Origin of the sequence: Microbulbifer agarilyticus (assembly GCF_020171345.1) — a bacterium.
Lineage (GTDB): Bacteria > Pseudomonadota > Gammaproteobacteria > Pseudomonadales > Cellvibrionaceae > Microbulbifer > Microbulbifer agarilyticus_D.
The window spans coordinates 501,340-516,979 of sequence record NZ_JAIUZM010000003.1 but is presented as its reverse complement, the minus strand read 5'-3'; the positions used below and the strand labels follow the sequence as shown (position 1 = coordinate 516,979).

14 protein-coding genes and 2 tRNA genes are annotated in these 15,640 nt (G+C 55.0%); 5 read left to right on the top strand and 11 right to left on the bottom strand.

Annotated features, from left to right (window positions below; translation table 11 throughout):
* The first annotated feature begins 105 nt into the window (after positions 1–105).
* The 4 genes from LCM31_RS12605 to LCM31_RS12590 all read left to right on the top strand — a co-directional run bounded on the left by LCM31_RS12605 (position 106) and on the right by LCM31_RS12590 (position 3,249).
* The gene (locus LCM31_RS12605; protein ID WP_224870595.1) at positions 106–1,344 is read left to right on the top strand and encodes a hypothetical protein; all 1,239 of its coding nucleotides are present in this window, start codon (positions 106–108) and stop codon (positions 1,342–1,344) included.
* Positions 1,345–1,795: 451 nt separating this feature from the next.
* A tRNA-Cys gene (locus LCM31_RS12600) sits at positions 1,796–1,869 on the top strand.
* 71 nt (positions 1,870–1,940) lie between these two features.
* Positions 1,941–2,026, top strand: a tRNA-Leu gene (locus LCM31_RS12595).
* A gap of 212 nt (positions 2,027–2,238) precedes the next feature.
* On the top strand, positions 2,239–3,249 hold the full coding sequence (locus LCM31_RS12590) for a DUF1214 domain-containing protein (RefSeq protein ID WP_224870593.1): 1,011 nt from the start codon (positions 2,239–2,241) through the stop codon (positions 3,247–3,249).
* Between the two features lie 62 nt (positions 3,250–3,311).
* Here LCM31_RS12590 and LCM31_RS12585 read toward each other — a convergent pair whose 3' ends face one another.
* The 3 genes from LCM31_RS12585 to LCM31_RS12575 form a co-directional block, all read right to left on the bottom strand.
* Positions 3,312–3,950, bottom strand: a complete 639-nt coding sequence (locus LCM31_RS12585) for an HNH endonuclease family protein (RefSeq protein ID WP_224870591.1) — start codon at positions 3,948–3,950, stop codon at positions 3,312–3,314.
* Positions 3,951–4,017: 67 nt separating this feature from the next.
* Entirely contained in the window at positions 4,018–4,446 is a 429-nt protein-coding gene (locus LCM31_RS12580; RefSeq protein WP_224870589.1) for a hypothetical protein, read from the bottom strand.
* Between the two features lie 39 nt (positions 4,447–4,485).
* Positions 4,486–4,959, bottom strand: coding sequence for a hypothetical protein (locus LCM31_RS12575; RefSeq protein WP_224870587.1), 474 nt, complete (start codon positions 4,957–4,959; stop codon positions 4,486–4,488).
* Positions 4,960–5,210: 251 nt separating this feature from the next.
* Between LCM31_RS12575 and LCM31_RS12570 the strand changes: the two genes are divergently transcribed.
* On the top strand, positions 5,211–6,539 hold the full coding sequence (locus tag LCM31_RS12570; protein WP_224870585.1) for a S8 family peptidase: 1,329 nt from the start codon (positions 5,211–5,213) through the stop codon (positions 6,537–6,539).
* Positions 6,540–6,611: 72 nt separating this feature from the next.
* Here the strand turns inward: LCM31_RS12570 and pgsA are convergent, their stop codons facing one another.
* The 8 genes from pgsA to LCM31_RS12530 all read right to left on the bottom strand — a co-directional run bounded on the left by pgsA (position 6,612) and on the right by LCM31_RS12530 (position 15,631).
* On the bottom strand, positions 6,612–7,175 hold the full coding sequence (gene pgsA / locus LCM31_RS12565; protein WP_224870583.1) for a CDP-diacylglycerol--glycerol-3-phosphate 3-phosphatidyltransferase: 564 nt from the start codon (positions 7,173–7,175) through the stop codon (positions 6,612–6,614).
* Positions 7,176–7,298: 123 nt separating this feature from the next.
* Positions 7,299–9,113, bottom strand: a complete 1,815-nt coding sequence (uvrC, locus tag LCM31_RS12560) for an excinuclease ABC subunit UvrC (RefSeq protein ID WP_224870581.1) — start codon at positions 9,111–9,113, stop codon at positions 7,299–7,301.
* Positions 9,114–9,233: 120 nt separating this feature from the next.
* On the bottom strand, positions 9,234–9,878 hold the full coding sequence (locus LCM31_RS12555) for a response regulator (RefSeq protein ID WP_224870579.1): 645 nt from the start codon (positions 9,876–9,878) through the stop codon (positions 9,234–9,236).
* A 447-nt stretch (positions 9,879–10,325) separates the two neighbouring features.
* The gene (gene murB, locus LCM31_RS12550) at positions 10,326–11,342 is read right to left on the bottom strand and encodes a UDP-N-acetylmuramate dehydrogenase (RefSeq protein ID WP_224870577.1); all 1,017 of its coding nucleotides are present in this window, start codon (positions 11,340–11,342) and stop codon (positions 10,326–10,328) included.
* A gap of 60 nt (positions 11,343–11,402) precedes the next feature.
* Positions 11,403–12,188, bottom strand: a complete 786-nt coding sequence (gene kdsB, locus LCM31_RS12545; RefSeq protein WP_224870575.1) for a 3-deoxy-manno-octulosonate cytidylyltransferase — start codon at positions 12,186–12,188, stop codon at positions 11,403–11,405.
* Positions 12,185–13,216, bottom strand: coding sequence for a tetraacyldisaccharide 4'-kinase (gene lpxK, locus LCM31_RS12540; RefSeq protein WP_224870573.1), 1,032 nt, complete (start codon positions 13,214–13,216; stop codon positions 12,185–12,187). Before lpxK ends, kdsB begins: the two co-directional genes overlap by 4 nt.
* A gap of 51 nt (positions 13,217–13,267) precedes the next feature.
* Positions 13,268–15,106: a lipid A export permease/ATP-binding protein MsbA gene (gene msbA / locus LCM31_RS12535; RefSeq protein WP_224870571.1), complete on the bottom strand. Its 1,839-nt coding sequence runs from the start codon at positions 15,104–15,106 to the stop codon at positions 13,268–13,270.
* Positions 15,107–15,211: 105 nt separating this feature from the next.
* Positions 15,212–15,631 carry an ExbD/TolR family protein gene (locus tag LCM31_RS12530; protein WP_224870569.1) on the bottom strand — a complete coding sequence of 140 codons (420 nt, stop codon included), beginning with the start codon at positions 15,629–15,631 and terminating at the stop codon, positions 15,212–15,214.
* Positions 15,632–15,640 lie beyond the last annotated feature (9 nt).

Here is a 15,640-nt window from a genome sequence, read left to right as displayed (position 1 = left end):
CATTTTTACGCTTCACCGATTGAGCCAGAATCTGCGGCACTGATACCCTTGTTTGTGGTCACAGACACCAGATTTAACCATTCGACATGGGTTTGAGCTCTACCAGTGCGTTTATATTTACGATTTCTTCTGATTTTCACCGCCCTCTCCCTTTCGGTTAGCGCCAATGCCAAGGGTGTGGACTATTACGATGTGCGCTATCAGGCGGCACTCAATCCTGAAACCGGCATGGCCGATGTCACCATTACGCTCGCTGGCGAAGAACTACCCAGCAAACTGACGCTGCACCTGAAGCCCGAGCGCCACCACAACATCCGCGGCGACGGTGAAATCGAGATGGATGGGGACAAAGCGGTATGGACGCCCAAGGGGGAGTCCGCCAGTATCCAGTACCAGTTCGTTATCGATCAAAAGAAGGGTTCCGGGCACTACGATTCGCGCATTACCGATGACTGGGCGATTTTCCGTTCCGACAAGCTAATCCCACCGATATCGGTTCGCGCTCCGGAAAGGCTCCACTCCCGCGCCACCCTGGAAATTACCGCACCGGAAAACTGGCGTAGCCTAGCGCCCTACGAGGTAGATACAGCAGGTATCTTTCTGCTGAAAGATGACGGGCGCCGCTTCGTGCGTCCGAAAGGCTGGATGATCGCGGGTGACGTGGGCAGCCGACAGGAATTTATCGATGGAACGGATACCGTTGTTGCGGGCCCGCGGGGTAAGAGCATTCGCAGGCAAGACACCCTCGCCTTTCTCAACTGGACACTGCCTGAGCTCAAAAAGGTATTTCCGTTATTTCCAGACAGGCTACTTATCGTAATGGCACCTGACCCCATGTGGCGGGGTGGCCTTTCCGGTACGCGATCCTTGTTCATCCATTCGGACCGGCCACTTATCTCGGGCAACCGTACCAGCAGTTTGCTGCATGAACTAATCCACGTTGGCACCGGTATTCGCGGTGACGAAGAGAGCGACTGGATCGTGGAAGGAATAGCGGAATACTACTCACTGCAAACACTACGCCGCACCGGCGGGATTAGCGAACGACGCTATCAGGAAACCATGGAGAAACTCGCTACCTGGGGTGAGAAATCTCCCAACCTCCTGGTGAAGCGCTCTTCCGGTCCCATTACCGCGCGCGCTGCGGTGGTGCTGCAAGAAATTGACCTTTATATCCAGGAAGCCAGCAAGGGTAAAAACAGCCTCGATGATGTGGTTACCGGATTGGCCGCTGACCGTGGAGAAGTCACCCTGGAGAGATTCCGCACGCTTGCGGAAGAAGCGGCGGGCAGCAAAATCCCTCAACTGGATCGAGCATTTCTTTCAGGCAAAAAAAAGCCCTGACGACGGGGGGGGGGAGAGCGTCAGGGCCAAGACCATTAGGAGTGAAACTTGGAGGATTTCATCCTTACAACACACGGGGCACCCGTTTGGAGGAAGGCGCCCGGCCGGCACTACTAAACACGACGTGGGGGGAGATGTGTGCTAGCCAGCTACTCTCAGTATTAGTCAGGTCCGCAGGATTGCCAGCATGATCCCAAAATCATCTAGAACGATTCGCGATAGCAAAAATCCCTTCATTCTGACTAGTTATTACGCGGCCACTGGCAGCCCTCGCGATCACTTTTTGTCCGCTGACGAGAAGTTGGAGAAATTGCCTTGACTAATCCTTCGCAAACCATAGAATAGCGCCCTCTTACACGCCCTGAGGCGCGTAAGTATCAGAAAACGCTGGGATTTTTGCCGATCATCCGCTAAACTCCGCGACGTTTTCATCGCTTGATGCGACACCTATGGCTAGGTGGCAGAGTGGTCATGCAGCGGACTGCAACTCCGTGTACGCCGGTTCGATTCCGACCCTAGCCTCCATATTTTTTGGTTAGCCTGATCAGGCTTGCCACCATCACTGGCCGACAAATGCGCCAGCTGATCATCCACTGGCCCGGGTGGTGGAATTGGTAGACACAAGGGATTTAAAATCCCTCGACTTCTGGTCGTGCGGGTTCAAGTCCCGCCCCGGGCACCACTCCTCCCCCACGCGCACCGATTCTGAACGTATATCCCCGACAGTACTCGCCCGATTTCTGACCGTCTGATCCGCATTGCTCGCTGCGGCACCGAAACACCACTGTACAACTACACTCAAGAGCAAACGATCGAACATGAGTGTGCGCTGTGATAAGACATTACCCAACCTCAAGTTTTCACAATCAACAATCAACTGCACACGACTGCCTCGTGAAGTACAGCCTGCGACTGTTTTGTTTCATTTGCGTTGCACTGCAGCTGTACCCAGCACACGCTACAGAACAGGTAACACCCGAAAATTACATCCGTGCCGAAGTCGATTTCGCACTTGCTGACTTCCAGAAAAATGCTGGCGGCAAGGTGAATGAATTTTTTTACATTACGGAGCCAACCCCTCTTAACAACCAAACAGTCGTGCGCATGAATCGTGACACGCTCTACGCCGGTGCCGTTGTCGACACAGAGGGCGGTGCCACGATCACCATTCCAGAATTCCCAGACGATCGATATTTCTCGGTATACGTCGTCGACAATGACCATTATGCCTCTGCGGTGTATTACACCCCGGGCACACACAAACTTCCGGAAGACACCAAGTACGCAGCGGTGATTCAGCGGATCCAGCTTAAAGATCCCAGCGATCCTAAAGACGTCGCTCTGGTAAACAAGCTTCAAAAGCAAATTAAGATCAATACGACGAGCGCCGACCCTTTCCCGGCGCCGCAGTGGGACAAAGACTCCATGCTTTCGCTGCGCAAAAAGTATGAGAAAGAATTTCAGAAATTTGATCAATACGAGCCCGACTGGATGGGCCCCAAGGGAGAGATTAATGAGAAGACGCGCCATCTGGCGGTAGCCGGCGCGATATATTTATTTCCCGAAAAAGACGCTGTGTACATCAACTACACAGGCCCAAAGGACGGTTCAAAGTGCTACCGGGCAACCTACGCGGTACCGGACAATAATGCCTTTTGGTCGATCACTGTTTACGGTGATGATGGATTTATGAAATCCGACAACAACATAATTAACGACCGTAATGTGACGCTGAATAAAGACAACACCTTTACCGCATATTTCGGCAGCGAAGAACACTGTGGCAAGCAACCAAACCGTGTTGATATTACTGATGGATGGAACTTCCTTATGCGTGTGTATCGGCCCGGCCCTGCCGTATTGAAAAGGGAATACGTCTTACCAGCGGTTAGCGTTGTCGAGTAGCCCATCGTAAAAGCACTAGATTCCATATGATACTTGAGCTCGGCATCATCGCGGCATGCGCTTTAACCTTTGCTTGAATCCGCCAGCATCGCTAGGATTAATTGGGATTCGTTTGGCTTAACCTGCAAACCATACTTTTCAGCAACAGCCAAAAAGCGGCGCAGATAATATTCCCCTACCGGGCCATAGGGTGGCATCCACTCATCAGGGCCTTTGTGTCCTTTGCTCTGGTTGCGCCCGTCGTCGACGAGCCACAGGTTGTCGGGGTCTTCGGCAAAAGCGCGCTTCCGCTCACGCGACCATTCTGCACCGCCTCTTTCGTGCGCCCACTTAAGCGGTACGATGTGTTCCACATCCAGGTCTGAAGCCAACTCAAAAAACTGGCCGGTATAAGGGTCCATCCAGAGACCGCCCTTCACCTGGCAATGGCGCGCATCGGTATAGGTAATCGGTGCCAGGGAAAATCGAACAAGGAGCTCGTGACGGGTGTTCTGGCAATCGCGATCCGCATCGGACCACTTTGGGAGCCATTCGGCTCGCTGGTACTTGTTGCTTTCAGCGGCGCTAGCCGCCGGGCCAATGCAGCATAGCGCAGCAACGAGGGTGGCTATTGAACGAGTGTATTGTTGAGGAAAAAATAAGCGAAATGGCACGATAACTCCATTGGCACGTAAATGCTCGAATGGAACTATCGTACCCAATTGGATGCGACGTGGAAATCAGCGTCTCTACACGAGACTTCAGATCTGTGAACGCGTTAAAAATCGACTAGGAAGCGGACGAATCTTCGCCATTCAGCGCAACCGCGGTCTTTGTCGCGGCCGCGTGGCTATCGCCCACAAGAATTGCCGAGATTCTATTACCACCGGCTACGCAGCCGGGAGATTTAATGCCCCGATTGATATGACACTTTTTGAGGCCGGGGCTGCGGTTATGCACTTCGGCAGCAATCGTTTCCACCTCGTCCGGCAGCCTGCCCTCCACCTGTTGATAGCGCACTGCGGTGGTAGCAATACCCAACACGGCAATGGAGGCGAAGATCACTCCGGTCTCCCACCTGAGCTTCAGGTTGCGCAGGCGCTTACGCGCTACTTCTTCAACCAGCTGGTAGGATGCCTCTGCCAGAACAACCACTACTGCCAGCCCCACAAGCACTGCCAGCGGATCTGCCAGGTCACTGCGGTAATTGAGGAACACCGCAACGGGCCAGTGCCACAAATACAGGGAATAAGAGCGCTAGCCCAGCCACTGCGCCACCGGGTGAGACAGCGTCCGGTTATTCTGGCAGGACGCGTACAGCACCAGCATGGCCCCGATCACCGGCAATAGCGCCAGGTGGCCGGGCCACGGATCGGAGGAGTCAAAGAACAGCACTGACAGGCTGATCAGGAGCAGGCGTGCGATCGCAAAGCCGGGGCGGCCCTTGTGCCCCTTCTCGCGCCCGCCGAAACGCACACTCTGCGCCATAAAATAAACTACTCCGCCGGCCAGCATTTCCCAGGCGCGGGTATGTAGCAGGAAGCAGGCAGCGCTGGGCGAATGGGCGGTGACATAAACTGAAATACCGAGCAATACCAGCAGGCCAATGCCCACCGAATAGATCACCCCGGCTTTGCCCCAGAGCTTCCACAGCAGTGCCAGCACCAGCGGCAGCATGTCCCGTGCGTTGGCGCGAAAGTATTCCGACGCAGCAACGTCTCTTCGATCCATGCAGCAAGCCACTACAAACAGTCGTGCAAAATTTTCCGCTATTTCGAGAAGTTACACGCCAAACAGAAATTTGAATTCCGCAAAGCGCCTTACCGTGGGCATGTCATTGCTTTTTCGCCCCGCAGTATTTACGAAATATTTGCCGACACGTTTAACTATGCGCTTCGCCCTTTGAAGGCGAACATCTAAAAACGCTTTATCCCAGCGATAAGCCGTAGGGAAATGGCCATTTCATAACAAACGGGGAATTTATGTTTAACAAAGCCTGTATTTCGTCTATCACCGCAATCGCGGCTTCTTTTGTATTCAGTAGCGTCGCCTCAGCGGATTCTTGGGTTCTGGTAGGCCACGGCAACCAAGTCAAGGAAAGCACCATTCAGGAGGTCATGGCAGCTGGCGGACAGATTAGGCACAACATCAGTGAAATTGGTGTGCTGGTTGTCGAGGGGGATGCCAGCCTGGGGAATTCTCTTTCTGCAGTCAAAGGTATCAAGCACATCGGCGCCAATGGCGTATACAAGTTCCAGGACCCGTTGAACGAGATGGGCGTCTCTCTGGACTACGCGGGTAACCCACCGTTTAGCGGTGACGACGATTTCTTCTTTGACCTGCAATGGGGTCACGACGCCGTCGATGCCCCGGAAGCGTGGAATGCAGGTAACACCGGTGCAGGCGTCCGTGTCGCCGTGATCGATGGCGGTTATGACCTGGGCCATCCGGATCTTGCACAGAACATTGATTACGCTGCCAGCATGGACTTCACCGGTGAAGGCCTGGCTTATGCGCTCCCGGATACATTCAGCCATGGCACCCATGTAGCCGGTACCATCGCCGCTGCAGACAATGCCTTTGGTGTTATTGGTGTCGCTCCGGATGCAACCCTGATCCTCCTGAAGGGCCTTGGTGATGCCGGCTCGGGCTCCTTTGGCGATGTGGCGGCCGCGATTGTGCATGCCGCCAATGTCGACGCTGACGTCCTCAATATGAGCCTGGGTGCTTCTTTCCCTGCGAGTGCCGAAGGTGCCGCGGCGCTGAAAGTGATGATGTCCCGTGCGACCAACTACGCTCACCAGGCTGGCGTTACCATCATCACCTCCGCCGGTAACGATGCGAGAGACGGCGACAAAGACACCAACATGGTCACTTTGCCTGCCGACTCGCCCCACGCGATTTCAATTTCTGCCACGGGCCCGCAGGGTTGGGGCGCAGGGAACACCGAACTCAATTACCTCGCGGTCTACTCCAACTACGGTCAGTCGCTGATCGACTTCGCCGCACCCGGTGGCGATTACCAGTACTACCTGGCGAACAACGACGTCTGCACCGTTGGACCGCTGACACGCATTTGCGGTGTGTTTGATTTTGTCTTCAGCACCGGTAACGGCGGCTGGTATTGGTCGGTTGGCACCAGCATGGCCTCTCCCCATGCCGCAGGTGTCGCAGCACTGATCATTGGTGCCAATGGTGGCGAGATGCATCCCGCTCAGGTAGAAGCTGAAATGGCCCATCTGTCCGCGGATCTCGGCAAGCCAGGCAATGACGACGTCTACGGCGCTGGAATGGTTCAGTCTCCAAAATAACCGGACTGACCGGCAATAAAAAAGCCCCCTACCGGGGGCTTTTTTTATGGATGTTCGGCACATCGCCAAAAACTACTCGTCATCAGGCTCCGCCATCAGGTGTGGCCACGCTGCGCGCAAGTAAACAAACATGGTCCACAGGGTCAGAATGGCGGCGACATACAGCAAGATGTAGCCGATCGTCTCCATCACCGGGAACTCCCGCACATCAAATGCCAACAGCACGATGATTGCGGCCATCTGGGCTGTGGTCTTGATCTTGCCAATAAAGGAAACTGCAACACTGTTGCGCTTGCCCAATTCCGCCATCCATTCGCGCAAGGCAGATACCGCGATCTCCCGCCCGATGATGATGGCCGCCGCGATCGTAAACCAATGGTTGTCATGGAGCCCCACCAGTAAGACCAGCGCGGTGGCGACCATCAATTTATCTGCCACGGGATCAAGGAAGGCACCAAAGGGGGTACTCTGATTCAATTTGCGCGCCAGATAACCGTCAAGCCAATCGGTCGCGGCCGCAATGGAGAAAATCAGGGCGGAAGCAATGTAGCTCCACTTATAGGGGAGATAGAAAACCAGCACAAAAACCGGAATGAGCGCTACGCGCAGCAGGGTCAATTTGTTGGCGAGAGTCATGCTGGTCCTTTTACATTCGCTGAACACACTTCGTCGGCACTGCGTAACTTAGCAATCTAGCGGCGAAAAATAAACGCCAATGGGCGATGAGCGCCTAGAGTGCAGCTTATTTGTACAACGTACTTATTCATTGTGCAGGGACGAGTATATCTCCTGCGCAAGCTTGCGACTTACCCCCTCCACACCGGCAATCTGATTGACCGAAGCCCGCATAACCTCCTGCAGCCCACCAAAATGATGGAGCAGTGCGCGGCGACGCGCAGGGCCAACCCCGGGAATCCCCTCCAGCGGTGATTCGCGGCGCTTCTTATCGCGCCGCTGGCGGTGCCCGGTAATCGCAAAGCGGTGGGCCTCGTCGCGCACCTGCTGAATCAAATGCAGCGCTGGGGAATCAGACTCAAGCACCAACTCACGATTTTGCGCCACCACATGCAGCGTTTCGAAACCCGCCTTACGGGTTGTGCCCTTGGCGACTCCGATAATCTGTACACCAAGCACACCGAGTTCATTCAGTGTGTCGATCGCCTGCCGCACCTGGCCTTTGCCACCATCCACCAGGAGAATGTTGGGGAAGCGCCCCTCCCCTTTGGAAAGTCGCGCATAGCGCCGCTGCAGCGCCTGCCCCATGGCTGCATAATCGTCACCGGCTGTGATGCCTTCGATATTGAAGCGTCGATAATCCGACTTAACCGGACCACCGGTATCAAACACCACGCAAGACGCCACCGTAGCCTCACCACTGGAATGACTGATATCAAAGCACTCAAGCCGCTCCGGCAATTCGTTTAGCTGCAGGATACTCTGCAAATCTTCAAATCTGTCCTGCAGCTTCTGCTGTGATGCGGTGCGGCTCTGCAGGTTCTGGCTGGCCGCCTGTCGCGCCATTTCCACCCAGGAGGCGCGATTACCGCGCAAGCGGTGCACCAACTGTACGTCTTTCCCGGAATGGTCCGAGAGCGCACTTGAGAGGACGTCTCCGTCCTCCAGCGGCTCGGACATAAGGATCTCACGCGGTATCTCCCGGTTCCCGCCCAGGTAGAACTGAGGAATAAATGCCGACAGTAGTTCGGCAGACTCAAGCCCGAGCTTTTCACTGGGATAATAACTGCGGCTGCCCAGAATGCGCCCCTGACGAATAAACAATACGTGCACGCAACACAGGCCACCGGATGTGGCGGCGCCCAGAACATCTACATCCCCGCCGGCGCTTTCGGCGATCTGATCTGACTGCAGCCTGCGCAAGGCGACAATCTGATCCCGCAAACGCGCGGCTTTCTCGAATTCCAGGCTTGCCGAGGCCTTTTCCATGGCATCGGCCAACTCACGGATGATGCTGTCACTTTTTCCGGCCAGGAACATTTGCGCATGCCGGACATCCGCCTGATAGTCGTCGGGCGAAATAAAGTCCACGCACGGTGCCGTGCAACGCTCTATCTGGTATTGCAGGCAGGGACGCGAGCGGTTGGCGAAGACACTGTCTTCACAGCTGCGAATACGAAACGTCTTTTGCAAAAAGTTGAGGCTATCCCTGACCGAGGACGCATTGGGAAAGGGCCCGAAGTAGTCACCCTTTTTCCGCTTGGAACCGCGATGAAATGCGATACGCGGAAAAGTGTCTTTGCTGGATAGGAAGATATAGGGGTAGCCCTTATCGTCCTTGAGCATCACGTTGTACGGCGGACGCTGGGACTTGATCAGGCTCTGTTCGAGTACCAACGCCTCGGTTTCACTGCGCGTGACGGTAACCTCAATATCCGCGATCTTTTCGACCAGAGCCATCGTCTTGGCGGTGAGGCCGGTCGCGCGAAAATAACTCGCCAACCGATTGCGCAGGTTCTTGGCCTTGCCCACGTACAAAACCTTACCCCCGGCATCAAACATCTGATAAACGCCGGGCTTGCGTGTGACCGTAGATAAAAACCGCTTACTGTCGAACATCGCAAATAATCAATTCAGAACCACGTTTTTATGAAGATGGTGAATACTTCACCAAAACGAAACAGGGGCCAGCAAGGCCCCTGTTCAAAATTCACACTGAGAAACTGCTTCTCACCAGCACTAAAGCGCCTCTTCGGGATCAAGTACATGGTGCTTGACCGCCAACAGGGTCAACTCAACATCCGAGTTCAGCCCCAATTTTTCAAAAATACGGTAACGATAGGTATTCACGGTTTTCGGGCTTACCGCGAGGGTTTTGGCAATCTCGGCGACCTTGCTGCCATTCACAATCATCACCGCGGTCTGCAGCTCGCGCTCAGAAAGCCCATCAAAGGGTGACGAACCGCCACTTACACTACGCAAAGCCAGCTTGGTGGCCATGGAGGAACTAATGAAAGTTTCCCCAGCGACCACAGAGCGAATTGCCCGCACCATCTCCTCCAGGTCTGCGCCCTTGGTGACATACCCTTTGGCACCAGCCTGAATTAAGCGACTTGGGAACAGGTCGTCGTCCAGCGCACTGACGGCAATGACTCTGGACTGCGGGAAGCGGGCAATCAGCTTGCGCGTAGCCTCTAGGCCGCCCATGCCAGGCATACGCACGTCCATCAGGACGACGTCAACCGGCGTTTCACGTACGAAGGTAATGGCATCTTCACCACTCTTCGCTTCACCGACCACTACTATATCGGGCACATCCCCGAGCATACGGGATATCCCCATGCGCACGAGGTCGTGATCGTCTACCACTAAGACTTTTATCAAATTAGCCCCAACTACGGATTTTTAATCAGCTTTGTGCGACATTTTCCTACTGAATACAGCTCACACAAAACTAAATTTCTTGTTATTGCTCAGCAGGTTATCTCCCGCAATGATCCATCCACAGAGCCCGTAGAAAACATACCAGACTAATGTCTTGATGCAAAGCAAGGTTTCCATAAGAAGTTGGAGACAAATTCGGCGAAATACCGCCACTTATCAGAGATATGTACCAGACACACCCGCATTTGCAAGAGATCATATTGCCATCAAATTGGGGAGAATGCGTTCAGGGACTGATTGGACCGCGCAGGCCTAGGGGTGGCGAGCCTGCGCCCATTTCAATGCCTAGGGAAAGCCACGGCGGCAAGAGGATTATTTTTCAGCGGTAACACATTAAGAATTCTGCCAATACACACGCAATATTTATTTCGGCAGATGGACGATAGATCACGGATAAAATCGCGGCTCGGGCTCAAGCGTCACACCAAATTTGTCTTTGATATCTGCGGCGATTTCGCGAGCCAGCGCTACCACCTGCGGCCCACTACAGTGCCCGGGATTGACCAGGACCAGGGCCTGACGATCGTGAACACCGACACCGTCGCGCCGAAAGCCTCGCCAGCCCGCGTGATCGATCAGCCAGCCAGCGGCAAGCTTCCAGCCTGCACCAACCGCATAGGCAACCACATCAGGATGAGCACGCTTGAGCACTGTATATTCAGCTTCACTAACAACAGGATTCTTGAAGAAACTACCGGTGTTGGGGATTTCAAGCGGGTTTGGTAGTTTGCTGTTACGAATTTCGATCACTGCATCCGCGATTGCCGCGGGCGTCAGCTGCTCAAGCGCGCTCCCCTCTTTGGCAAAAAACTGCTGCAGCGCTGGATAGTCCAGCCGCGGCTTCCATGTATTTGGCAACCGCAGAACCACCTCGCATATCAGATAACGATCCTTTCCCGCGCATTTAAAAATGCTGTCCCGATAACCAAAGGCGCAATCGTCTGCGGTAAACGTCACTAAATCACCGCTCGCGATCTCAACGGCGGTAAGCTGCTCAAAATAATCTTTGAGCTCGACACCATAGGCGCCAATATTTTGAATGGGTGCAGCACCAATGTTTCCCGGAATCAGCGCTAAATTCTCAAGGCCCCCAAAGCCGGCCTCAACACTGCGCATCACCAGTTGGTGCCAGTTCTCTCCAGCGGCCGCACGAATTCGCACACCGCCTGAATCTTCCACAAATTCCAAGCCGCGCATACCCAGGTGTAATACCAGCCCCGGAAAGTCGTCGGTAAGTACAATATTGCTGCCACCACCGAGTGGCAAAATGGGCAGCGACTTTTCGCGGGCAAACGCGAGTGCTTCCCGCAATTCCTCATGGGAAGTAACCGCGCAAAAGTGCTTGGCACGCGCGGCTATGGTCATCGTGTTAAATGGCTGCAGGTCAATATCGGACTGAATCATGTACTACCACTGCTTGAGGATGCACCTGTGATGAAATACGCGGCCAGCGCTCGGAGAAACTCAGGCAAACAATGCGCGCATCCGGGCAAGGTCCTGCTCCGTATCAACGCCACCGGGCACCACTTCGCAAGCGTCATCCACATGGATGGCATGGCCGTTATAGAGGAACCGAAGCTGTTCCAATGCTTCAAATTGCTCGATTGGCGCCATCGGCCAGGCTACAAACAGATTTAGCAAAGCTGCCCGGTAAGCATAGATGCCAATGTGTCGGCGCGGCTTCAGACCTTCGGGCAAGGCACCCTGCCCCTCAGCGAAGGCGTCGCGCGGCCAGGGTATCGGTGCTCTCGAAAAATATCGCGCCAAACCCGAGGCTTCACGCACGACCTTAACAATATTGGGATTCAAAAAATCTTCGACCGATTCGATGGGCTCAGCGAGCGTGGCAACACCAGCATCGGAGTTGCCCGCCAGATTCGCGGCAACCTGGTTGATCACCGCTGGAGGGATAAGCGGCTCATCCCCCTGCACGTTTACCAGAATCCTGTCGTCGGCGAGGCCCAACTGCTGGGCAACTTCCTGCAAGCGGTCGGTACCCGAAGCGTGCTCGGCACTGGTCATGCAGACCTTGCCACCGAATGCAGTGACTGCCCCCGCCACCCGCTCATCATCCGTGGCAACAACGACGCGGTCAGCTGCACTCTCGAGAGCACGCTCGTACACGCGCTGGACCATCGGTTTACCGGCAATTTCTGCAAGCGGCTTGCCCGGCAGCCGGCTCGATGCATAGCGCGCAGGAATAATCACATCGAAACTGGGTGCGCTTACGCTATTACTCTTGCGGCTCATGCGGGTTCGAAGCTCTCAAGGTGTTGATGAATACGCTGGTAAAACGTTTCTGGCAGCACGGCACGCGCTTCCAGCGCCCACCAGTGGCTTTGCCAGAAATCGCGGCATTTCACCGCGTCTTTCATGGTCATAATCACCGGCGTAATACCATCGAGCTGCAACTCTTGTGCACTGTACTGGTGGTGATCCGAGAATGGCATTTCCGTTACGGTGTACCCCGCCGCTCGCAGGGCATTGAAGAAACGCGGCGGGTTGCCGATGCCGGCGACCGCAATACAGGGGCCAACCTCCGGGCCAGATTCCAGCTTTAAAGACGAAGTCTGGTCCAGGTTGAACTGGTGCCAGAGCGCCGGCTCGAGCTCCATGGTGAAGTCGAGTTTCTCCCCACACTGAGACAGAGCCAGCTCGCTCGGCTGTCCGTTGGCGACCACCATATCGACGCTATCGAGCCGATCGACAGACTCGCGCAGTGGACCACGGGGTAATAAATGGCCGTTACCAAGCCCTCGCTGCCCATCGACCACACAGATTTCCATGCTGCGCCACAGGGCGTAATGCTGCAGCCCATCATCCGACAGAATGACATCGCAACCGTGCTGTTCGATCAGGGCTTCCGCGGCTTCCAGACGCTTGGGGGCAACCATCACCGGCAGGCCGGTCATCAGGTGCAGCATGAGCGGTTCATCGCCGGATTCGAGGGGATGCGATTGTGCAGTAACGTTATACGGATAATGCTTGGCGCGGCCGCCGTAACCACGACTGATAATACCCGGCTTGCGCCCGCGCTCTTGCAGCCAGCGCCCAAGCTCGGCAACTAATGGTGTTTTGCCGGCTCCACCGACGGTGATATTACCCACCACGATCACCGGTACCGGCAAGGGAGCAGGCTTGTTACGCTGCTTCCGCCAGCGGCTGCCGTGGCGAAATGCCACCTCGAGCGGTGCAAATAATGGCAGTTGATTGCCGCTGTCTTCACCACCATCGGTGGCCGGATACCAGCGTTTATTCAACCAGTCTTCTAGCGACATTTCGCCAAGCGCTCCCTATCCCTGATTTGACATGTGCGATGAACGGGCCAATCAGCCCGTACCCTCAGCATTCTGTTGTTGTAGCAAACGTGCGTAGCGACCACCGCAGGCCACAAGCTCGCTGTGACTACCCTGCTCGACAATGCGCCCCTGCTCCATTACCAGAATACAGTCGGCATTCTCAATAGTGCTAAGACGATGTGCGATTACGAAGGTCGTGCGATCTTTCATCACTTCATTCAGTGCCGCCTGAATATGGCGCTCCGAAGTATTGTCGAGCGCAGACGTCGCCTCATCGAGAATCAGCAACGGAGAATCTTTCAGCAGCGCCCGGGCAATTGCCAGGCGCTGGCGCTGACCACCAGAAAGAATCTGCGCATTATCGCCCAATACCGTCTGCTCACCTTCCGGCAATTCTTCGATAAAGCTGCGTGCATGTGCCAGGTCGATCGCTCTCTGCACTTCAGCATCCGGTTTTCCTTCCAGCTCACCGTAGGCGATATTCCGATACACCGTGTCATTGAACAGCACGATACTTTGGGAAACCAGGCTGATTTGTTCCCGCAAGTCTGCCAGCGGCACCTGAGTAATATCCACTCCGTCCAGCAGGATTCGACCAGAGGTCGGCTCATAAAAGCGTGACAGCAGACTAACCAATGTGCTCTTGCCGGAACCGGAAGAGCCAACCAATGCGACCGTCTTGCCAGCTTCTACGGTAAAACTGATATCCGAGAGAACTTCGGGTGTATCTTCTGAATAGCGGAAGCCGAGATTTTCGAAAGTGACTTGCCCGGTTACCGGTTCCGGCAACTGTGCAGTACCGCCAGTGGGCTCTTTCGGCGAATCGATCACGTCGAAAATACTTTCCGCTGCTGCAATACCCTTCTGGATTTCTGCATACACCTCGGAAAGATTGCGAATCGGCTTGGCCAACGAAGCGGCGGCACCGATATAAGATGCGAATACACCGGCGGTCATGGATTCGACCATACCCGGCGCCAGGGCGAACCACACCAACAGGGCCGTGGCGAGGCCAACCAGGATTTGGATCACCGAAACACTCGCGTTATCAGCCACCACCAGTTTCATAAACTGCTGGCGGTTGGCGTTACTCGCCGCCTGGAAACGCGTGCTCTCGTAGTCTTGACCACCGTACATCCGCACCACTTCATAGCCATTAATAGCCTCCTGAGTTACGTGCGTGACATCACCCATGGTGTTTTGAATACGGTGACTGAGTTTGCGAAAGCGCTTGCCGACGATGCCGACGATGGCAGCGATAATCGGCACAAACAGGAAGAAGGTCAGCGTAAGCTTCCAGTTCACCATCAACAAATAGGTCAGCAAACCGATCGCGGTAAACGATGAGCGGAAAATAATTTTCAGCGATTTGGTAATGGAGTTGGTTACCTGCTCAACGTTATAGGCAACCTTGGAAATCAAAAACGCACCGGTGTAGCGATCAAAGTAGCTGCTGGGCAGCCGCCCGATGTGCTCGAACAGCTCGGTACGCAACTGATGGATGACCGCGCGCGCCACATACGCCAACCCGTAGCTACCAATAAAGTTACCCAGCGCGCGCAGCGCGACAATCACCAGCATACCCAGAGGTACCAGCCAGCGGGCCGTTTCCTGGGGCATTTGGCCACCGGGGAAAAATCCCGCCACGTACTTGGACAGAAAGCCGCGACCAGCATCAATGCCCACACCAACCGCATCCAGTAACAGCTCGGTCACCGCAATCAGCGCGACTTCCATGGTGGAGAACAGTAGGAAACCGAACACGGCAAGGACAAACAGCGGCCAGTGTGGCGCCGCATACGACAACAGACGACGGTAGGTCTTGGCTCCGTTCTTTGGTTTGCGTGGCGGTTGCGGGGATTTATCCATAAACAATCAGGTTGTGGCCATTCGACTCGACAGCATAAACGGAGCCGACAGCGCGGTCAGAAGCGCCGGAGCGCCAGTATGGCACTCCGGTTTACACTTTATAGATTACTGTTCGCCCGGCTGCCGCGTGGTAATGCTGAGGTGCACAAACCCCAACTGACCAGCAGCATCCATTGCACGAACCACAGCCTGGTGCTCTGCGGTGGCATCGGCAGTAATGATCAGCGGGCGATTGTACTCGCCAGCCGACACTTCTGACAGTGCCGATTTGAGGGTGGCCAGCTTCTTGTTGATCAGCGCGCGGCCGTCAACAGAATAGGAACCGTCTGCGTTGATAAGGATTTCAACCGTGGACGGCGGCGCATCCGCCTGTGGCCCAGAGGCCTCGGGGAGGTTGAGTTTCAGGTGGCTTTCCTTGGTAAAGGTGGTAGACACCATAAAGAAGATCAGCAGCAGGAAGACCACATCAATCAGTGGCGTGAGGTTAACCCCATCCTGCTCTTGGCTTTGACGACGGAATTGCATCGAGCGCTC